This is a genomic window from Halomonas fontilapidosi (assembly GCF_014192285.1).
Lineage (GTDB): Bacteria > Pseudomonadota > Gammaproteobacteria > Pseudomonadales > Halomonadaceae > Halomonas > Halomonas fontilapidosi.
The window spans coordinates 61,389-79,622 of sequence record NZ_JACHXQ010000006.1 but is presented as its reverse complement, the minus strand read 5'-3'; the positions used below and the strand labels follow the sequence as shown (position 1 = coordinate 79,622).

Here is an 18,234-nt window from a genome sequence, read left to right as displayed (position 1 = left end):
CCCATGAGCGACGTGTCCCCCGAGTCCACCGCCTTCCTGGCGGACCCCGAACGCGCCGAGCACAAGGGGCTGCCCGAGATCGGCCCTCGCCTGCTGGCGGACGTGAGCCTGCCGGCGGCAGTGCTGCACGAGGCAGCGCTGTCCCATAACCTGGGCTGGATGCAGGCCTTCTGCGATGCCCACGGCGCCCTGCTGGCGCCCCACGGCAAGACCACCATGGCCCCGGCGCTCTTTCGCCGCCAGCGGGAAAGCGGCGCCTGGGCGATCACCCTGGCCACGGCCCCCCAGTGCCGGGCTGCCTTCGCCCATGGCGTGACGCGCCTGCTGCTGGCCAACCAGCTGGTAGGGCGCGCCAACATGGCCATCGTGGCGGAGCTGCTCGAGGCCGGCGCTGAGCTCTGGTGCCTGGTGGACGCCGCTGACAACGCCCGCGAGCTGGACGCCTTCTTCGCCGGGCGTGGCCTGCGCCTGCCGGTGTTGATCGAGCGCGGGGTGCCGGGCGGGCGCTGCGGCTGTCGCAGCCGCGAGGAGGTGCTGGCGCTGGCCGCCGTGGTCGACGCGGCGGCGGGTCTCGAGCTCTGCGGTGTGGAGGGCTACGAGGGGCTGGTTCAGGCAGAGGGAGAGGCGTCCCCGGAAGCGGCGGTGGCGGCTTATGCGGCCGATCTGGTCGACACCCTTTCCGCCCTCATGCAGGCCGGCCTGCTGGCGGGGGCGCGACCGCTTGTCACCGCCTCCGGGTCTGCCTGGCACGACATCGTCGCCGAGGCCTTCCGCGATGCCGGGCTGGATGAGCGGGTCCGCCGGGTGATGCGTCCCGGCTGCTATGTGACCCACGACCACGGCCTCTACGGTGAGGCCCAGGCCAGGGTGCTGGGGCGTCGGCCGGCCCTCGGCGAGGGGCTACGACCGGCCCTGGAGGTCTTTGCCCAGGTGCAGTCGCTGCCGGAGCCGGGCCTTGCCATTGTCGCCATGGGACGCCGCGATGTCGGCGGCGACCGCCTGCCGCGGGCGCTGCGCCGCTATCGCGAAGGCGGGTCGGCGGACCGAACGATGCCGATCGATGGCTGGCGGGTGGAAAAGCTCATGGACCAGCATGCCTTCGTGCGCCTGCCCGAGACGCCGGGCCACCATCGTGGGGAGGAGGTGCGCATCGGCGACATCGTCGCCTTCGGCATCTCCCATCCCTGCCTGACCTTCGACAAGTGGCGACGCCTGTGTCGGGTCGACGCGTCGCTGGCGGTGGTCGAGGTCCTCGAGACCTGCTTCTGACGTCCCGAGCATGCTACCCCGCCACCTCCTCGAGGCGGCGGGGCAGGCGCGGGTCAGCTCAGACATCGCTGCGGAAGGGGCGCTCCTCGCGAGGCAGGATCAGGTTGAGGACGATGGCGCAGAGCGCACCGGGAATCAGCCCCGACTCGATGATCGCCTGGAGGTTGTCGGAGAGGTCGGCATAGAGCCCCTCCTGGGCCGGCAGGCCGATGGCCGCCGACAGCGAGACGCCGATGATCACCATGTTGCGCTTGTTGAAGCTGATGTGGGAGAGCATCTTGATGCCGGCACTGGCGATCATGCCGAACATGATTACCACCGCCCCGCCGAGCACGGCATTGGGAATGCTCGAAACGATGGCGCCGAGCTTGGGCAGCAGGCCGGCGATGACCAGAAAGCCGCCGCCGATCGCCACCACGAAGCGGCTGACCACGCCGGTCAGCGCCACCATGCCGACATTCTGGCTGAAGCTGATCTGGGGGAAGGCGTTGAAGATGGCGGCGAAGACGCTGGCCAGGCCATCGGCCATCACCCCGCCGGAGAGCTCCTTGGGGGTCGGCGCACGATCCAGCCCCCCGGCGGTGGTCCCGGCGATGTCGCCGATCGACTCGGCGCAGGTCACTACGGCCAGCAGCACCACCGGCAGCACGGCGGCCCAGTGGAACTCCAGGCCGATGGCCAGCGGCGTGGGCAGCGAGACCCAGGCGGCGCCACCGATGGCGGAGAAGTCCACCAGGCCGAAGGCCGTGGCCGTGGCATAGCCGGCCAGCAGGCCGATCAGCGGGGCGGCCTCCGACCAGATGCCGCGCCCGAACTGGTGCAGGCCCAGGGTGATGACCAGCACCAGCCCCGCCAGCAACAGGTGGTGTGAGGCCCCGAAGTCCTCGGCGCCGAAGCCGCCGCCCACATAGGCCAGCCCCACCGGCATCAGCAGGGTGCCGAGCATGATCACAAAGGTCCCCGTGACCACCGGCGGGAAGAGGAAGCGGAACCAGGGCAGGAACAGGCCCACCAGGGCCATGGCGACCCCGCCGCAGAGCGCCGCCCCCAGGGCCGCCGGCAGCCCCATGCCCACGGCGATGGGGATCAGCACCGGCACGAAGCCGAAGCTGGTACCCATGACGATGGGCAGGCGGGCGCCGATGGGGCCAAGCCCCAGCGACTGCACCAGAGTGGCCACCCCGGCCACGAACATCGCGGCCTGGATCATGAAGGTGGTCTGCTCGGCGGAGAGGTCTGCGGCACCGGCGATGATGATGGGCACGGTGACGTTACCGACGAACATCGCCAGTACGTGCTGCAGTCCCAGGGGAATGGCGCGCCCCAGGGGCGGCATGGCGTCGACGTCCTGGGTGCTGCGCACCCCGGTTTCCGTCGCCTCGGGGCGGGACTCGGTGGTCATGAGGTGTCTCCTGTTGTCATTGTTGGAGGTGGTGGGAAATCGCGGGCAGCGGGAAAGGCATCACACTGAGCCGCGTAGCTTGCGCGCGGCCTGGTCATGTCGAGCCAGCAGGGCGTCGAGGTCGACGCCCACCGGCCGGCCTTCGGTGACGCGCCACTGCCCGGCGACCATGACCCGGTCGGCGCGATGGGCACCGCACAGCAGCAGGGCGGCGATGGGGTTTTCCGCGCCGGAGAAGCGCGGCTCGTCGAGGCGGAAAAGCGCCAGGTCGGCCTGCTGGCCGGGTGCCAGCCCGCCGATATCGCTGCGCCCCAGGCAGGCCGCCGAGCCACGAGTGGCCCAGCGGATCACGTCGTCGTGGGTCACCCGACTCGGCGAGTAGCGTAGCCGTCCCAGCAGCAGGGCCTGGCGCATCTCCTCGGCCAGGTTGGAGTGATCGTTGGAGGCTGAGCCGTCCACCGCCAGACCCACCGGGCAACCGGCGGCCTCGAGCTCCAGCGTGCGGCACATGCCGGAACCCAGCACCATGTTCGACGACGGGCAATGGGCGATACCGGTGCCGGCCCGCCCCAGGCGAGCGATTTCCTCGTCATTGAAGTGAATGCCGTGCGCCAGCCAGGTGCGCGAGCTCAGCCAGCCGGTGGCTTCCAGGTAGTCCAGCGGGCGCATGCCGAACAGCCGCTCGCAGTAGGCGGTCTCGTCGGCAGTCTCGGCGAGGTGGGTGTGCAGGCGCACGTCGCGTTCCTCGGCCAAGCGGGCGCTCTCCTGCATCAGCTCGCGGCTCACCGAGAAGGGCGAGCAAGGGGCCAGGGCGATAGTGGTCATGGCGCCCTCGCCGCGCTGGTGATAGGCGCCGATCAGCCGCGCGCTCTCGTCGAGGATGGTGCGCTCGTCCTGTACCACCGACTGGGGCGGCAGGCCGCCATCGTCCTGGCCCACGCTCATCGAGCCGCGGGTTAGGGCGGCACGCACGCCGAGGCGGCGGGCGGTCGCCACCTGAACGTCGATGGCGTTTTCCAGCGCCCCGGAGAAGACGTAGTGGTGATCGGCCACGGTGGTGCAGCCGGACATCAGCAGCTCGACCATGGCGAGCTCGCTGGCGAGTGCCAGCTGGCGCTCGGTGAGCTTGGCCCAGACGTCATACAGGGTGGTGAGCCAGGGGAAGAGTTCCTTGTTCAAGGCCGGCGAGTAGGCGCGGGTCAGGGTCTGGTAAAAGTGGTGGTGGGTGTTCACCAGCCCGGGTAGCAGCACGTGCGACGAGGCGTCGAAGACCTCATCCACCGGCGTTGTCGGTGTGGTGCCGAAAGGCACCGCTTCCACGATACGTCCGTCCTGAATCACCACGCCGCCGGCGGCACGCGCATCGCTGCAGGCACGGGGGGCTCGGATCCACAGGGTCTGCGATGTCGGTGTCATGCTGTTCTCCCGGGGATCCCGCGGCGGGGCCCCTGTCGTAGGCAAAGGGTTACCCAAGTCTCGTAGCAGGTTGGATCCTTGGTTCAGGTGCCTTCGACATAGTATGTGTACTTTCAGTGTTGCCCAGGCGGCATCATGTTTTGTGTACAAAATGGGAGGCTTTGGGGCAACTGTCAAGACCGGGGTGCTTGATCCGCGTGCGCTCGAGGCTTGCCGCCGTCGAGCGGTCGGCAGCGGCGCTCCTCGGCATGCAAAGGGTGGCGGCAGGCAGCCCGGCTGAATGGGCGGCGTTCATGAAAAGAGCCGCCGCATCATGGATGCGGCGGCTCCGTCCTGCCGGTCGGAGACGGGCTCAGTCGGCGTAGCTGCTCTCGGAGTAGAGCACGCGTACCCGCAGGGTGTGCTTCACCTGGCGAAGGGCCTCGAGCGCCCGAGCGCCGTAGGCCTTGTCCACATCGATGACCACGTAGCCGATGCGCTCATTGGTCTGCAGATACTGGCCGATGATGTTGATATCGTTCTCGGAGAGCACGCGGTTGATCTCGGAGAGCACGCCGGGCACGTTCTCGTGGATGTGCAGCAGGCGGTGCTTGCCCGGATGGGCCGGCAGAGCGACCTCGGGGAAGTTGACCGAGCTGACGGTGGTGCCGTTGTCGGAGAAGGTGACCAGCTTCTCGGAGACCTCGATGCCGATGTTCTCCTGAGCCTCGAGGGTGGAGCCGCCGATATGCGGGGTGAGGATGACGTTCGCCAGGCCGCGCAGCGGGCTTTCGAACTCCTCTTCGTTGCCCTTGGGCTCTACCGGGAAGACGTCGATGGCGGCGCCGTTGAGGCGGCCGGCCTTCAGCGCCTCGGCCAGGGCCTCAATCACCACCACGCTGCCGCGGGAGGCGTTGATCAGGATGCTTCCCGGCTTCATCAGGGCGACCTCGGGCTCGCCGATCATCCAGCGGGTGGAGGGCAGGTCTGGCACATGCAGGCTGACCACGTCGGCACGCGCCAGCAGCTCCTCCAGGCTGGCCACCTGGCGGGCATTGCCCATCGCCAGCTTGGTCACTACGTCGTAGTAGATGACGTCGAAGCCCAGTGACTCGGCGAGCACCGAGAGCTGCGAGCCGATGCTGCCGTAGCCGATGATGCCCAGCGTCTTGCCGCGCGCCTCATGGGCATTCTTCGCCGACTTCAGCCAGCCGCCCTGGTGGGCACGGGCGCTCTTCTCGGGAATGCCGCGCAGCAGCATGATCGCCTCGGCCAGCACCAGCTCGGCCACCGAGCGGGTATTGGAGAAGGGGGCGTTGAAGACCGGGATGCCGCGTACCAGGGCAGCATCGAGATCCACCTGGTTGGTCCCGATGCAGAAACAGCCGACCGCCACCAGCTTCTCGGCCGCGTCGAAGACGCGTTCGTTGAGTTGGGTGCGCGAGCGGATGCCGATGAAGTGGACGTCGCGGATCTTCTCGATCAGCGTCGCTTCGTCCAGCGAGGTCGGCAGGTGCTCGATGTTGGTGTAACCGGCATTGAGTAGGTTGTCCACCGCGCTCTGGTGGACGCCCTCGAGCAGCAGGATCTTGATCTTGCTCTTGTCCAGGGACGTTTTGGCCATGGTCGATTCAACCCCTTCGTCGGCGCGAGCCGCATGCATGTGTCATGAAGATGGTGATGAGCCTGGAGCCCGCCGGAGACGCTTCGCGCGGGGCAAGAGCAGGCTCGAAACAGGGTCGATATCTTACCACAGCCGGCATGAACGAAGATGAAAATGCTGAGCGTCCTGGGTGAATGGCGTGCAAGTTGCGTGGGAGCCGGGCGGGGCAGACGACCCCCCGGGGAGAGCGTGTATACTGGTCGCCCAATGATCAGTCACCAGCGAGAGAGGCGATGGCGGAACAGCAAGGTCAAGGTAACGACGAGCCACCGGCACCGGCCGACTTTGCCGCCACCGTCGAGCGGCTCGAGCAGCTCGTCGAGCGACTGGAGTCCGGCGAGTTGTCATTGGAGGGGTCGCTGGCCGCCTTCGAGCAGGGGGTTCGCCTGACGCGCGACGCCCAGCGACGGCTCGACGAGGCAGAGCTGAGGGTACGCACCCTGACCGAGGGCGAGGCCGGCGGTGTCGATCTGCAGCCCTTCGATGCGCCTGCCGCGGAGGACGATGGTGAGCGATGATTCCCTGGTCAGCCGCCTGGCTTCGGATCGTGCGCGGGTCGATGACCGCCTGGAGGCCCTCTTTGCCGAGCGCTTGGCGCCTGCGCCGCGTCTCGAGGCGGCCATGCGCCACGGCCTGCTGGTGGGCGGCAAGCGGCTGAGGCCGGTGCTGGTCTATGCGGCCGGTCGTGCCCTGGGTGCTGCGGATGACGACCTGGATGCCCCGGCCATGGCGCTGGAGCTGATTCATGCCTATTCGCTGGTCCACGATGACCTGCCGGCCATGGACGACGACGACCTGCGGCGCGGGCAGCCGACGGTGCATCGGGCCTATGACGAGGCCACCGCAATTCTCGCCGGTGATGCCCTTCAAGCCTTGGCCTTCGAGGTGCTGGCACGGGCCAGCCATCCCCGCTTGGCCGCCCTGGTGGCCACGCTGGCTGATGCCGCCGGGCGCGACGGAATGGTGGCCGGCCAGGCGCTGGACCTCGCTGCCGTTGGCGGACATCCCGATGTAGCGGCGCTGGCGGCCATGCACGGGCACAAGACGGGTGCGCTGATCCGCGCCGCGGTCCGCCTCGGCGGTCTGGTCGCCGTCGATGAGGCCGATCCTCGGCTAGCCGCCCTGGACGTCTATGCCGATGCCATCGGCCTGGCGTTTCAGATTCACGACGATGTCCTCGACGTGACGGGTGATACCGCCACCCTGGGCAAGACCTCCGGCGCCGATGCGGCTCGAGCCAAGCCTACTTACCCGAGCCTGCTGGGCCTCGAGGGGGCTTGCCGGCGGGCCGACGAGCTGGTCGAGACCGCCGTGGCGGCCCTGGCGCCGCTGGGCGCGGACGCCACGCCGTTGGCCGGCCTGGCCCACTACATGATCGAGCGAGATTACTGACACTACAGGGCCCACATGAAGCTGTTCGATGACATCCCCGTCGAGCGTCCGGCCACGCCGCTGCTCGATACCCTGGATACCCCGGCCGCACTGCGCGCCATGAATGCCGGCCAGCTGGCCCAGGTGGCCGACGAGTTGCGCGCCTACCTGCTCTACAGCGTGGGCGTTTCCGGCGGTCATTTCGGCGCCGGTCTGGGCGTGGTGGAGCTCACCGTTGCCCTGCATCAGGCGCTGGATACGCCGTTCGATCGCCTGGTGTGGGACGTGGGCCACCAGGCCTATCCCCACAAGATCCTCACCGGGCGGCGCGAGGCGATGACCGGCATCCGCCAGTATGGCGGCCTCGCCGCCTTTCCGCGACGCGCCGAGTCGGAGTACGACACCTTCGGCGTCGGCCACTCGAGCACCTCGCTCTCGGCCGCCTTGGGCATGGCCCTGGCCGCCCGGACCCGCGGTGAGCAGCGCCGAGTCTGCGCGGTGATCGGCGATGGCGCGCTGACCGCCGGAATGGCTTTCGAGGCCCTGGCGCATGCCGGCCATGTGGACGCCAACCTGCTGGTGGTGCTCAACGACAACGAGATGTCGATCTCCGAGAACGTCGGCGGCATGGCCAGCTATCTGGCACGCATCCTGACCAGCAAGCCCTATACCAGCATGCGCGAGAGCGGCAAGCGCGTGCTCTCCCACCTGCCCGGCGCCCTGGAGTTGGCGCGGCGGACCGAGGAGCACATGAAGGGCATGATCAGCCCGGCCACGCTCTTCGAGGAACTGGGTTTCAACTACATCGGACCCATCGACGGTCACGACCTGCCGCTGCTGGTGCAGACGCTGCGCAACATGCGTGATCTGGACGGCCCTCAGTTCCTTCACGTGAAGACCTGCAAGGGCAAGGGCTTCCTGCCCGCCGAGGCGGACCCCATCGGCTATCACGCCATTACCAAGCTGGAAAAGAACGAGGCGGAAAAGAGTGCAAAGACGCCTCCGCCGCTCAAGCCTGCCAGCCACAAGCAGAAGTACTGCCGTGTCTTCGGCAACTGGCTGTGCGACATGGCGGCGGTAGACGAGCGTCTGGTCGGCATCACCCCGGCCATGCGCGAGGGATCAGACCTGGTGCGCTTCTCCCAGGAGTACCCCGAGCGTTACTTCGACGTGGCGATCGCCGAGCAGCATGCGGTGACCCTGGCCGCGGGTCTGGCCTGCGAGGCCATGAAACCGGTGGTGGCGATCTACTCCACCTTCCTGCAGCGTGGCTATGACCAGCTGATTCACGACGTGGCCGTGCAGGAGTTGGACGTGACCTTCGCCATCGATCGCGCCGGCCTGGTGGGCGAGGATGGGCCCACCCATCACGGTGCTCTGGACCTCTCCTACCTGCGCTGCCTGCCGGGCCTGGTGGTGATGGCCCCTGCCGATGAGGCCGAGTGTCGAGCGATGCTCAGCGCCGCCTACCACCACCCCGGCCCTGCCGCGGTGCGCTACCCGCGTGGCACCGGACCGGGAGTCCCCACCCCTGATCACCTCGAGCCGATCGAGATCGGCCGTGCCGAGTGGCGTCGACGTGGCACCGGGGGCGAGACACGGCTGGCCCTACTGGCCTTCGGTAGCCTCAATGGCCCGGCGGCCGAGGTGGCCGAGCGCCTCGAGGCCAGCCACCTCAACATGCGCTCGGTCAAGCCACTGGATCGTGATGCCGTGCTGGCCGCCGCCGACGAGCACGACCTGCTGGTGACCCTGGAGGAGAACGTGGTCGCCGGCGGTGCCGGCAGTGCCGTCAACGAGTTGCTGATGGCCGAGGGGGTCCAGGTGGAAGTGCTCAATCTCGGGCTGCCCGATGCCTTCGTCGAGCATGGTAAGCCTGCCGAGCTGCTCACCGAGTGCGGCCTGGACGCGGACGGCATCGAGGCCTCGATCCGCGCCCGGCTGTCCTGATACGTCACGTTTCTCTCATGAGGTTGCGATGCTGTTTCTGATACTGATCGGTGCCCTGCTGGGGCTGGCCATTGGCGGGCCCATCGGCCTGCTGGTGGGCGGGGCGCTGGGCTACTGGCTGGGCAGGCGGCTGCGCAAGCGCCTGGTCGACAAGCTGGTCGGCGCCCAGTCGCAGTTTCTGGAGTCGACCTTCGCCGTCATGGGGTGCCTGTGCAAGGCCGATGGCCAGGTCTCCGAGGATGAGCTGGAAGCGTCCCGCAAGCTGTGGGATCGGCTGCGGCTGAACGAGGCCCAGCGCGCCAAGGCCCGCGAGGACTTTACCCGTGGCAAGAGTTCGGACTTCGATCTGGACGCCGAGCTGGCCAAGATTCGCCACATTGCGGCCCATCAGCCCGCGCTGCGTCAGGTCTTCCTGCAAGTGCAGCTGGCGGCGGTCGCCGCCGATGGTCAGCTGCACCCCGCCGAGCACGAGATGCTGATGCGGGTGGTGCGGGGCCTGGGCTGCTCCGAAGCCGAGATTGCCCAGATCGAGGCCATGCTGCGCGCAGGTCCGTCGGGGGCGGACGAGCAGGGCCTGTCGCTGGAGGATGCCTACCGGGTGCTGGGGGTCGACCAGGATGCCAGCGACGCCGAGGTCAAGAAGGCCTACCGGCGCCTGATGAGCGAGAACCATCCCGACAAGCTCGCCGCCAAGGGCCTGCCCGAGAGCATGCGTGAGGTCGCCAAGGAGCGCACCAGCGAGATCGGCAGCGCCTACGAGCGGATCCGCAAGGCCCGTGGCGCCTGACCCGCCGAGCCGGCATGAGACGCGCTCAGGCCGTGAAGGGCAGCACTGCGGTGTAGACCGCGAAGTAGTGGCAGGCACTGCCGCCCATGACGAACAGGTGCCAGATCACGTGGTTGAAGGGAATGGCATTGACGGCATAGAAGGCCACGCCAAGGGTATAGGTGACGCCGCCGGCGACCAGCAGGGTCAGGCCGGTCGCGGATAGCCGCGCCGCCAGTTCGTCGCCGGCGAAGACGATCAGCCAGCCCATCACCAGGTAGATGGCGACCCGCAGCGCGGCAAAGCGCTGGGGCCAGGCCAGCTTGCAGGCAATGCCGGCCAGCGCCAGGGACCAGACGGTGACAAACAGCGTCCAGCCTGTCGGGCCGCGCAGGTTGACCAGCAGGAACGGCGTATAGGTGCCGGCGATCAGCAGGTAGATTGCGCAGTGGTCGAGCAGCTGGAACAGGCGCTTCAGGCGCGGGTGGCGGACGCCGTGGTAAAGGGTGGAGGCCGTGTAGAGCAGCACCAGGCTGATGCCGTAAAGACCGATGCCGGCGAGCTTCCAGGGGTCGGCACGGGCGGCCAGGCTGGCCACCACGAGCAGCACCACGACGCCGGCGAGGCTGAGCGCTGCGCCGATCCCATGGCTGATGCTGTGAAGGCGTTCCTCCAGGACACTGAAAGGCGTCTCGTCTAGGTAGCTGTGATGCGTCATCGGGGCCTTCTGCAGGGAGCCAGCCCGATGTCGGGTCGGGAGAGGCTCAGGGCTTGCGTTCGATATCCACGTCGCTGGCCTGCGTGAAGTCGTCCAGCGCCATCATGTGGCCCAGCTTGCCGGCCTTGGTGGTGAGATATTGCTCATTGTGGGCATTCAGACCGGTGGTCAGCGGAACGCGTTCCATCACCACCACGCCGGCCTGGGTCAGGGCATCGACCTTGCGCGGGTTGTTGGTCATCAGGCGCAACGCCTGGACCCCCAGATGATCGAGCATCGGCACGCAGAGGTCGTAGCGGCGCAGGTCGGCGGCGAAGCCCAGCTGCTCGTTGGCTTCCACGGTATCGGCGCCGGCATCCTGAAGATGGTAGGCGCGGATCTTGTTGAGCAGGCCGATGCCGCGCCCCTCCTGGCGCAGGTAGAGCAGCACGCCGCGGCCCTCCTCGGCGATGCGCTTGAGCGCCTCCTGCAGCTGAAATCCGCAATCGCAGCGCATGGAAAAGAGCGCATCGCCGGTCAGGCATTCGGAGTGGACCCGTCCCAGCACCGGGGCGACGTCGGCCACATCACCCAGGGTCAGGGCGATGTGGTCCTTGCCGGTGGCGTCGTCCTCGAAGCCGTGCATGGTGAAGGTGGCCCAGGGAGTGGGCAGCCGCGAGGCGGCGATGAATCGAATCGTCACGATGTACCTCGGTGGAAGACCACGGCGTTGCCGACGGGTGAAGGGACATTCTATCAGGAAGGCCCGGTCGGCTCACCGTTGCGTCACGGGGCTCATCCTCGAGCCGTTCGATGGGGTACAATGGCGCCCACATTTTCCGTGGACGAGCTGCCCGCATGGAACTCAAGAACGACCGCTTTCTGCGCGCCCTGGCGCGTCAACCCGTCGACCGCACGCCGGTATGGATGATGCGCCAGGCCGGCCGCTATCTGCCGGAATATCGTGAGGTGCGGGGGCACGCCGGCAGCTTCATGGACCTGTGCCGCAATCAGGAGCTGGCCTGCGAGGTGACGCTGCAGCCGCTCGAGCGCTACCCGCTGGATGCGGCCATTCTCTTCTCGGATATCCTGACCATTCCCGATGCCATGGGGCTGGGGCTCTACTTCGAGACCGGCGAAGGCCCGAAATTCCGCAAGCCGGTGCGCACCGCGGCCGAGGTAGAGGCGCTCGAGGCGCCGAATGCCGAACGCGACCTGGACTATGTGATGCGGGCGGTCTCGACCATCCGCCGCGAGTTGAACGGGCGGGTACCGCTGATCGGTTTCTCCGGCAGTCCCTGGACGCTGGCCACCTACATGGTCGAAGGGGCCTCGAGCAAGGACTTCCGCCACGTCAAGACGATGCTCTACGATGCGCCGGACACCATGCATCGGCTGCTCGATACCCTGGCCCAGGCCGTCACCGACTACCTCAACGCCCAGATCCGTGCCGGCGCCCAGGCGGTACAGATCTTCGATACCTGGGGTGGCGCGCTCTCCACGCCGGCCTACCTGGAGTTCTCGCTGCGCTACATGGAGCAGATCGTCGCCGGCCTGATCCGCGAGCACGAGGGGCGCCGAGTGCCGGTGATCCTGTTCACCAAGAACGGCGGCCAGTGGCTCGAGGATATCGCCGCGGCCGGCTCCGATGCCGTCGGCCTGGACTGGACCACCGAGCTCTCCGACGCCCGGGCGCGCGTCGGGAATCGGGTTGCCCTGCAGGGTAACCTCGACCCCCACGTGCTGTTCGCCCGTCCCTCGGCGATTCGTGCCGAGGTGGCACGTACCCTCGACAGCTTCGGCCACGGGCCCGGCCACATCTTCAACCTGGGGCACGGTATCAACCAGTTCACCGACCCGGATCATGTGACGGCCTTCATGGAGGCCCTCCACGACCTCAGTCCGGCCTACCATCGCAATATCGCGCATGGCTGACTGGCTGTACCGGCTGGCCTCAGGCGAGGACCGACGCTGGCGCCGCCGCTGGGCGGTGCTGGCCAGTCTGGCATTGCTGGTGATCGCCTGGGGCAGTCTGACGCCAAGTCATGAATTGCCGGAGACGCTGCCCTGGGACAAGGCCAGCCACTTCATCGGCTATGGCGGCCTGGCGGGCCTGATCGGTCTTGCCGGCATTCGCCTTCCGTCCGCCTTCCTGGCCGCGCTGCTGCTGGGCATTGCCTTCGAGTTTGCCCAGACCCTGGTGCCTGGGCGCGTCGGCGGTGACTGGGTGGATATCCTGGCCAACGGCCTGGGTGCCGCCGTGGCAGCGCTGATACTGTATGCGCTGCGTCGAATCTGTCGGCGACGTCCGACGCGGCGCGTGTCACGCCTCTAGAGGCGCAGAGGGCGGCTGGCATCGGCCGCGTATCTCCCGGTTGACCAATGCGACCCGTCTTGCCAATGTGCAGTTAGCGGCGGAAGCGGCTGTCCCCCTGGGGAGGGCTTCCGTCAATTCACCAGCATCAAGGAGCGGCTATGACAACGTATATCGTGGTGGCTGATGCGGCGCGGGCTCGACTCTTCACCCGCGATGGACTCAAGGTCAGCGAGAAAGACAGCCTCGTTCACGCCGAGGGGCGCATGCACGAGGGGGATCTGGTGACGGATCGCGGTGGCGATGTCCATGAGTCGACCGCGACCACGTCGCGCAGTGCCGGCGGAGAGAACGTCGCGACCCAACACCACGAGGAGATCTTCGCCCGAGAAGTTGCCGAGCGGCTCTATCGTGCCCGCGTCGATAACTCCATGGAGAAACTGATCCTGGTGGCTCCGCCGCGCTTCCTCGGCCAGCTGCGTGACAAGATCGATGGCCCCACTGCCAAGCTGGTGATTCACACCCTGGCCAAGGACCTCACCAAGGCCTCCCTGGCGGATATACAGGAGGCCGTCAGCGACCTTCGCTAGTCGCTCTCGTCCTCCATGCGGCCCGGCCTTCGTGGCGGGCCGCGTTACGTCAGGTCACCTGGGGCAGATCGATCTGATCGCTTCGGCGAATGCCCTCCGTCATCTGCCGGCACAGCTTGAGGAACTCGCGCATGCCGGTGGCCAGGTACTTGTGGCGGTGCCAGATGAAGGTGAACTGGCGACTCAGGTCCAGGTCGGGCGTGGCAATGGGTACCAGGCTGCCGCGGCGGAAGGCATCGCGCAGGGCCAGCTTCGAGATGCAGCCGATGCCGAGCCCCGACTCCACCGCCCGCTTGATGCCCTCGGTATGCTCCAGTTCCAGCAGGATGTTGAAGCGTCCGCGTCGGTGCCGGGCGGCCTGTTCCAGGGTCAAGCGGGTGCCGGAGCCCTGCTCGCGCATGATCCAGGCCTCGCGCAGCAGACGGTCCAGCTCCACCGGCCCGGCCGTGGCGAGCGGGTGACGAGGTGAGCAGAACACCGCCAGCTCGTCCTCTACCCACGGCTGGGTAATCACATCTTCCTCCTCGCACTGTCCCTCGATCAGCCCCAGGTCGAGCTCATGCTGGCGCACACTGTCGATGATGGTCCGGGTATTACGCACCGAGAGGCGTACTCGGCTGCCCGGGTGGCGCTGCATGAAGTCGCTGATCAACAGGGTCGCCAGATAGTTGCCGATGGTCAGGGTGGCGCCCACGTCCAGGGTGCCGATGCCCTGCTGGCCGCGCAGCAGTTCCTCCACTTCCTCGGCACGGTCGAGCAGGGCGACCGCCTTGGGCAGCAGCTGGAAGCCCAGGGCATTGAGTTTCAGGCGCTTGCCGAGACGGTCGAGCAGTCGGCAGTCGAACTGCCGTTCCAGCTCGGCGAGCGCGGTACTGGTCGCCGACTGGGAAAGCGCCAGGGCGCGAGCGGCCCGTGAGACGCTCTCGTGCTGGGCGACGGCGACGAAGACCTCCAGCTGACGCAGGGTGTAGCGCATGACATGCCTCGGCGAACTTGATATTCACAGTATAGATAAGTGTTATCCATACAATTCATTTAACAGATATTGCCCCGGCTCTTAGAATTGCCCTCAAAGATTGGCTATCCGATCTATTCTTTTAGGGAATATCAAGGAGTCGGCATGAGCAAGTTTGCGCTTGAGGACGTTCTGAGTGTGCACCACTGGAACGATACCCTTTTCAGTTTCCGGACCACCCGAGAACGCAGCCTGCGCTTCAAGAACGGCCAGTTCGTGATGATCGGCCTCGAGGTGAACGGCAAGCCGCTGATGCGGGCCTACTCCATTGCCAGCCCCAATTACGAGGACCACCTGGAGTTCTTCAGCATCAAGGTGCCCGATGGGCCCCTGACCTCGCGCCTCCAGCACCTCCAGGTCGGCGACCAGATCATGGTCAGCCGCAAGCCTACCGGCACCCTGGTCACCGACGACCTGCTGCCGGGACGCAATCTCTATCTGCTTTCCACGGGTACCGGCCTGGCGCCATTCATGAGCCTGATTCAGGACCCCGAGGTCTACGAGCGCTTCGAAAAGGTGGTGCTGGTGCACGGCGTGCGCAACGTCAGCGAACTGGCCTATGCCGACTTCATCCAGAAGGACCTGCCTGCCCACGAGTATCTCGGCGAGGAGATCAGCGAGAAGCTGGTCTACTACCCCACCGTGACCCGCGAGACCTTTCACACCATGGGGCGACTGACCGACCATATCCGCAGCGGCAAGCTGGCCGAAGATACCGGCCTGCCGGCCATCGACCCGAAGCAGGATCGTGCCATGATCTGTGGCAGCCCGGCGATGCTCGACGACACCAGCCATCTGCTCGACGAGCTTGGCTTCAATATCTCGCCGCGCATGGGCGAGCCGGGCGACTACGTCATCGAGCGGGCCTTCGTCGAGAAATAAGCGCCGAGCCTCAAGCACCGAGCCGCCAAGCTGTTCGGTGACGGGCGGTAGGTAGCGAGGCAGAAACGTGAAACCCCACCGTGCTAACCGCTGGTGGGGTTTCTTGCTACTGGCTACCTGGCTTTAGGCTCCGCTTGGCCGCTTGGTGCTTAGACCGCGTCCTTGCCGGTCTCGCCGGTACGAATGCGGATCACCTCATCCAGCGGGGTGATAAAGATCTTGCCGTCGCCGATCTTGCCGGTATTCGCGACCTGGGTGATGGCGTCGATCACCTTCTCGGCCATGTCGTCGTCGACCGCAACCTCGAGCTTCACCTTGGGCAGGAAGTCGACCACGTACTCGGCGCCGCGATAGAGCTCGGTGTGGCCCTTCTGGCGACCGAAGCCCTTGACCTCGGTAACGGTGATGCCCTGGACGCCGATCTCGGAGAGCGACTCCCGTACGTCGTCGAGCTTGAACGGCTTGATGATGGCGGTCACCAGTTTCATGGTCTTGATCCTCGTCCTGTGCGTTGGTCGGTGGCGCTGGCCGCCACTCCTGCTGTGTTCATTGTGCCAGAGCATACACCCGGTGCGGGAGGAATAAAAAAGGCCCCCGTAAGGGGGCCAGTGAGAGCACATCGGCTTGCTGGGAGCCTACTTCACTTCTTGGAGGCGCTGAACTCGGGATAGGCTTCCATGCCGCATTCGGCCAGATCGACGCCCTCGTACTCTTCCTCCTCGGTGACCCGGATACCCATCACGGCCTTGAGGATCAGCCAGACGATGAGGCTGGCCACGAACACCCAGAGGAAGATGCCCAGGACACCGATGATCTGCGGGCCGAAGCCTGCCTCGGCGTTGGAGAACGGCACTGCCAGCACGCCCCAGATACCCACCACGCCGTGGGCGGAGATGGCACCCACCGGGTCGTCCAGCTTGAGCTTGTCGAGCATGACGATGGAGATGACCACCAGCAGCCCGCCCAGCGCACCGATGACTGCCGCGCCCAGCGCGCTGGGCGACAGCGGATCGGCGGTGATGGCGACCAGGCCGGCGATGGCACCGTTGAGGGCCATGGTCAGGTCGGCCTTGCGGAACCACAGCTTGGCCAGTACCAGGGCGGCAATCACGCCCCCGGCGGCGGCCGCATTGGTGTTGACGAACACCTGGGCCACGTTGTTGGCGGAGCCGACGTCGGACATCTTCAGCTCGGAGCCGCCGTTGAAGCCGAACCAGCCCATCCAGAGGATAAAGGTCCCCAGGGTAGCCAGCGGCAGATTGGCGCCGGGGATGGCAAAGATGCTGCCGTCCTTGCCGTACTTGCCCTTACGGGGTCCAAGTACCAGCACGCCGGCAAGGGCTGCGGCGGCACCGGCCAGGTGGACGATGCCGGAACCGGCATAGTCGGAGTAGCCGACTTCAGCCAGCCAGCCGCCGCCCCAGGTCCAGTAGCCCGAGACCGGATAGATGAAGCCGGTCATGACCACGGCGAAGGCCAGGAAGGCCCACAGCTTCATGCGCTCGGCCACGGCACCGGAGACGATGGACATGGCGGTCGCCACGAATACTACTTGGAAGAAGAAGTCCGAACGCATCGAATAGTAGGGGGCGTCCTCTCCGCCGGCCAACACCGCGTCGACGCCGTTTTCTCCACCGATCAGCACGCCGAGGCTCGGCAGGAAACCGCCTGCGCCGCTGGAGTACATCAGGTAGTAGCCCACCAGCAGGTACATGGTGCAGGCGATGGCGAACAGCGCGATGTTCTTGGTCAGGATCTCGGCGGTGTTCTTGGAGCGCACCAGGCCTGCCTCGAGCATCGAGAAGCCGGCCGCCATCCACATCACCAGGACGCCGCAGATCAGGAAGTAGAAGGTATCGAGCGCGTAGCTCAGCTCGGATAATTCGACCATGGGGGTCTCTCCACGTCAGGAATGGGAAGGGGGCGTCGGTCAGACGGCATCGGCGCCGCGCTCACCGGTGCGAATTCGGATGACGTCCTCGAGCGGCGTGATGAAGACCTTGCCGTCGCCGATCTTGCCGCTGTTGGCCGAGCTGCAGATGGCATCGAGCACCGTCTCCAGTCGTGAGTCGTCCACTGCGACCTCGACCTTCACCTTGGGCAGGAAGTCGACGACGTACTCAGCACCGCGATAGAGCTCGGTATGGCCCTTCTGGCGACCGAAGCCCTTGACCTCGGTGACAGTGATGCCCTGGACGCCATTGTCGGCGAGTGCCTCGCGCACATCGTCGAGCTTGAATGGTTTGATGATGGCAGTTATCAGCTTCATCCCGGATCTCCCCTACTGGATGTCGGCGGCTTGATGCCGCGCGATGAGTGACTGTCCTGCCCAAGCGTAAAGCGTGCCAACTCCAAGAATATGGCTTTTATATCAGTATGTTGGGGTGTATTACGGGATGGCGTTTCGGTAGAGGGAAGTGTGCTGTCGTCGTGACCGCCCTGTTGTGGTGCGCTGTCGTGGTGCGCATGCTCCACAAGAGGGCGATGGTGGAGAATGCGCCGGGCCAGTGCCTTGCGTATCCTGTGGGGAGGCATTCCATCACGATTCAGGAGGGACACCATGGTGAGCCATGATCGCATCAGCCGCCTGGCCCAGCAGATCGGCGACCGTCTGCAGGGCGCTTCCCAGGCGCCTGAGGAGGTTCAGAAGGGCGTTCAGCAGGTAGTGAAAGGCGCCTTCGATCGCCTGGAGCTGGTCTCGCGGGAAGATTTCGACATCCTCATGGATGTCCTGCAGCGCACCCGGGCGCGGGTTGAGGCGCTGGAGACACAGGTAGCGGCTCTCGAGGCGGCGCTGGACACCGATACCTCGCAGGACGCAACGCCGAGTGAGCCACCGGCCGCGCTGCCGGACGTGCCGCGCCCCGAGGAAGACGCCGGCGCTGGCGAGACCGACCGCTGATTCCCCGCTTGGCATCGG

General features: G+C 66.6%; 19 protein-coding genes. 10 read left to right on the top strand and 9 right to left on the bottom strand.

The window, feature by feature from the left end; translation table 11 throughout:
- Positions 1-3 precede the first annotated feature (3 nt).
- A complete protein-coding gene (locus tag FHR95_RS10195) occupies positions 4-1,269 on the top strand; it encodes an amino acid deaminase (protein WP_183314300.1) in 1,266 nt (421 codons plus the stop codon).
- 58 nt (positions 1,270-1,327) lie between these two features.
- Here the strand turns inward: FHR95_RS10195 and FHR95_RS10190 are convergent, their stop codons facing one another.
- From FHR95_RS10190 to serA, 3 genes are all read right to left on the bottom strand, one after another.
- Entirely contained in the window at positions 1,328-2,671 is a 1,344-nt protein-coding gene (locus tag FHR95_RS10190) for a uracil-xanthine permease family protein (protein WP_040183750.1), read from the bottom strand.
- 60 nt (positions 2,672-2,731) lie between these two features.
- On the bottom strand, positions 2,732-4,087 hold the full coding sequence (locus tag FHR95_RS10185; RefSeq protein WP_183314299.1) for an 8-oxoguanine deaminase: 1,356 nt from the start codon (positions 4,085-4,087) through the stop codon (positions 2,732-2,734).
- A 352-nt stretch (positions 4,088-4,439) separates the two neighbouring features.
- Positions 4,440-5,690 (bottom strand): phosphoglycerate dehydrogenase, encoded by a 1,251-nt coding sequence (serA, locus tag FHR95_RS10180; RefSeq protein ID WP_183314298.1) that lies wholly within the window; start codon positions 5,688-5,690, stop codon positions 4,440-4,442.
- Between the two features lie 272 nt (positions 5,691-5,962).
- Between serA and FHR95_RS10175 the strand changes: the two genes are divergently transcribed.
- The 4 genes from FHR95_RS10175 to djlA are packed head-to-tail and all read left to right on the top strand — an operon-like array spanning position 5,963 to position 9,837.
- Positions 5,963-6,247 carry an exodeoxyribonuclease VII small subunit gene (locus FHR95_RS10175; protein ID WP_040183752.1) on the top strand — a complete coding sequence of 95 codons (285 nt, stop codon included), beginning with the start codon at positions 5,963-5,965 and terminating at the stop codon, positions 6,245-6,247.
- Positions 6,234-7,121: a farnesyl diphosphate synthase gene (locus FHR95_RS10170; RefSeq protein ID WP_183314297.1), complete on the top strand. Its 888-nt coding sequence runs from the start codon at positions 6,234-6,236 to the stop codon at positions 7,119-7,121. Before FHR95_RS10175 ends, FHR95_RS10170 begins: the two co-directional genes overlap by 14 nt.
- Before the next feature lie 15 nt (positions 7,122-7,136).
- Positions 7,137-9,050: a 1-deoxy-D-xylulose-5-phosphate synthase gene (gene dxs / locus FHR95_RS10165; protein ID WP_183314296.1), complete on the top strand. Its 1,914-nt coding sequence runs from the start codon at positions 7,137-7,139 to the stop codon at positions 9,048-9,050.
- Between the two features lie 28 nt (positions 9,051-9,078).
- Positions 9,079-9,837 carry a co-chaperone DjlA gene (gene djlA / locus FHR95_RS10160; protein WP_183314295.1) on the top strand — a complete coding sequence of 253 codons (759 nt, stop codon included), beginning with the start codon at positions 9,079-9,081 and terminating at the stop codon, positions 9,835-9,837.
- Positions 9,838-9,862: 25 nt separating this feature from the next.
- Here the strand turns inward: djlA and trhA are convergent, their stop codons facing one another.
- Positions 9,863-10,534, bottom strand: a complete 672-nt coding sequence (gene trhA, locus FHR95_RS10155) for a PAQR family membrane homeostasis protein TrhA (protein ID WP_183314294.1) — start codon at positions 10,532-10,534, stop codon at positions 9,863-9,865.
- A 46-nt stretch (positions 10,535-10,580) separates the two neighbouring features.
- On the bottom strand, positions 10,581-11,216 hold the full coding sequence (gene ribA / locus FHR95_RS10150; protein WP_040183756.1) for a GTP cyclohydrolase II: 636 nt from the start codon (positions 11,214-11,216) through the stop codon (positions 10,581-10,583).
- Positions 11,217-11,371: 155 nt separating this feature from the next.
- On the opposite strand from ribA, the gene hemE reads away from it, so the two are divergent.
- The 3 genes from hemE (at position 11,372) to FHR95_RS10135 (ending at position 13,417) form a co-directional block, all read left to right on the top strand.
- On the top strand, positions 11,372-12,448 hold the full coding sequence (gene hemE / locus FHR95_RS10145) for a uroporphyrinogen decarboxylase (RefSeq protein WP_183314293.1): 1,077 nt from the start codon (positions 11,372-11,374) through the stop codon (positions 12,446-12,448).
- Positions 12,441-12,848 carry a VanZ family protein gene (locus FHR95_RS10140; RefSeq protein ID WP_052448555.1) on the top strand — a complete coding sequence of 136 codons (408 nt, stop codon included), beginning with the start codon at positions 12,441-12,443 and terminating at the stop codon, positions 12,846-12,848. The genes hemE and FHR95_RS10140 overlap by 8 nt, the downstream gene beginning before the upstream one ends.
- 140 nt (positions 12,849-12,988) lie before the next feature.
- Complete coding sequence (locus FHR95_RS10135; protein WP_040183759.1) at positions 12,989-13,417, top strand: host attachment protein; 429 nt, start codon at positions 12,989-12,991, stop codon at positions 13,415-13,417.
- Positions 13,418-13,466: 49 nt separating this feature from the next.
- Here the strand turns inward: FHR95_RS10135 and FHR95_RS10130 are convergent, their stop codons facing one another.
- Complete coding sequence (locus FHR95_RS10130) at positions 13,467-14,393, bottom strand: LysR family transcriptional regulator (RefSeq protein ID WP_040183760.1); 927 nt, start codon at positions 14,391-14,393, stop codon at positions 13,467-13,469.
- A 144-nt stretch (positions 14,394-14,537) separates the two neighbouring features.
- Here FHR95_RS10130 and FHR95_RS10125 point away from each other — a divergent pair, with 144 nt between their 5' ends.
- Complete coding sequence (locus FHR95_RS10125) at positions 14,538-15,314, top strand: ferredoxin--NADP reductase (protein ID WP_040183761.1); 777 nt, start codon at positions 14,538-14,540, stop codon at positions 15,312-15,314.
- A 149-nt stretch (positions 15,315-15,463) separates the two neighbouring features.
- On the opposite strand, the gene glnK is transcribed toward FHR95_RS10125, so the two are convergent.
- From glnK to FHR95_RS10110, 3 genes are all read right to left on the bottom strand, one after another.
- Positions 15,464-15,802 (bottom strand): P-II family nitrogen regulator, encoded by a 339-nt coding sequence (gene glnK, locus FHR95_RS10120; RefSeq protein WP_040183762.1) that lies wholly within the window; start codon positions 15,800-15,802, stop codon positions 15,464-15,466.
- A 152-nt stretch (positions 15,803-15,954) separates the two neighbouring features.
- Positions 15,955-17,205 carry an ammonium transporter gene (locus tag FHR95_RS10115; protein ID WP_183314292.1) on the bottom strand — a complete coding sequence of 417 codons (1,251 nt, stop codon included), beginning with the start codon at positions 17,203-17,205 and terminating at the stop codon, positions 15,955-15,957.
- A gap of 39 nt (positions 17,206-17,244) precedes the next feature.
- Positions 17,245-17,583 (bottom strand): P-II family nitrogen regulator, encoded by a 339-nt coding sequence (locus tag FHR95_RS10110; RefSeq protein WP_040183764.1) that lies wholly within the window; start codon positions 17,581-17,583, stop codon positions 17,245-17,247.
- Positions 17,584-17,874: 291 nt separating this feature from the next.
- Here FHR95_RS10110 and FHR95_RS10105 point away from each other — a divergent pair, with 291 nt between their 5' ends.
- On the top strand, positions 17,875-18,216 hold the full coding sequence (locus tag FHR95_RS10105) for an accessory factor UbiK family protein (protein WP_183314291.1): 342 nt from the start codon (positions 17,875-17,877) through the stop codon (positions 18,214-18,216).
- The last annotated feature ends 18 nt before the right edge of the window (positions 18,217-18,234 follow it).

What these genes read in the sequence shown, in the direction of transcription:
- FHR95_RS10125 (WP_040183761.1), top strand. Translation starts at nt 14,538, where the DNA reads ATGAGCAAGTTTGCGCTTGAGGACGTTCTGAGTGTGCACCACTGGAAC.
- FHR95_RS10175 (WP_040183752.1), top strand. Translation starts at nt 5,963, where the DNA reads ATGGCGGAACAGCAAGGTCAAGGTAACGACGAGCCACCGGCACCGGCC.
- FHR95_RS10115 (WP_183314292.1), bottom strand. Translation starts at nt 17,205, where the DNA reads ATGGTCGAATTATCCGAGCTGAGCTACGCGCTCGATACCTTCTACTTC.
- FHR95_RS10140 (WP_052448555.1), top strand. Translation starts at nt 12,441, where the DNA reads ATGGCTGACTGGCTGTACCGGCTGGCCTCAGGCGAGGACCGACGCTGG.
- FHR95_RS10110 (WP_040183764.1), bottom strand. Translation starts at nt 17,583, where the DNA reads ATGAAGCTGATAACTGCCATCATCAAACCATTCAAGCTCGACGATGTG.
- FHR95_RS10130 (WP_040183760.1), bottom strand. Translation starts at nt 14,393, where the DNA reads ATGCGCTACACCCTGCGTCAGCTGGAGGTCTTCGTCGCCGTCGCCCAG.
- FHR95_RS10190 (WP_040183750.1), bottom strand. Translation starts at nt 2,671, where the DNA reads ATGACCACCGAGTCCCGCCCCGAGGCGACGGAAACCGGGGTGCGCAGC.
- FHR95_RS10105 (WP_183314291.1), top strand. Translation starts at nt 17,875, where the DNA reads ATGGTGAGCCATGATCGCATCAGCCGCCTGGCCCAGCAGATCGGCGAC.
- serA (WP_183314298.1), bottom strand. Translation starts at nt 5,690, where the DNA reads ATGGCCAAAACGTCCCTGGACAAGAGCAAGATCAAGATCCTGCTGCTC.
- FHR95_RS10195 (WP_183314300.1), top strand. Translation starts at nt 4, where the DNA reads ATGAGCGACGTGTCCCCCGAGTCCACCGCCTTCCTGGCGGACCCCGAA.
- FHR95_RS10185 (WP_183314299.1), bottom strand. Translation starts at nt 4,087, where the DNA reads ATGACACCGACATCGCAGACCCTGTGGATCCGAGCCCCCCGTGCCTGC.
- hemE (WP_183314293.1), top strand. Translation starts at nt 11,372, where the DNA reads ATGGAACTCAAGAACGACCGCTTTCTGCGCGCCCTGGCGCGTCAACCC.
- glnK (WP_040183762.1), bottom strand. Translation starts at nt 15,802, where the DNA reads ATGAAACTGGTGACCGCCATCATCAAGCCGTTCAAGCTCGACGACGTA.
- djlA (WP_183314295.1), top strand. Translation starts at nt 9,079, where the DNA reads ATGCTGTTTCTGATACTGATCGGTGCCCTGCTGGGGCTGGCCATTGGC.
- FHR95_RS10170 (WP_183314297.1), top strand. Translation starts at nt 6,234, where the DNA reads ATGGTGAGCGATGATTCCCTGGTCAGCCGCCTGGCTTCGGATCGTGCG.
- trhA (WP_183314294.1), bottom strand. Translation starts at nt 10,534, where the DNA reads ATGACGCATCACAGCTACCTAGACGAGACGCCTTTCAGTGTCCTGGAG.
- FHR95_RS10135 (WP_040183759.1), top strand. Translation starts at nt 12,989, where the DNA reads ATGACAACGTATATCGTGGTGGCTGATGCGGCGCGGGCTCGACTCTTC.
- dxs (WP_183314296.1), top strand. Translation starts at nt 7,137, where the DNA reads ATGAAGCTGTTCGATGACATCCCCGTCGAGCGTCCGGCCACGCCGCTG.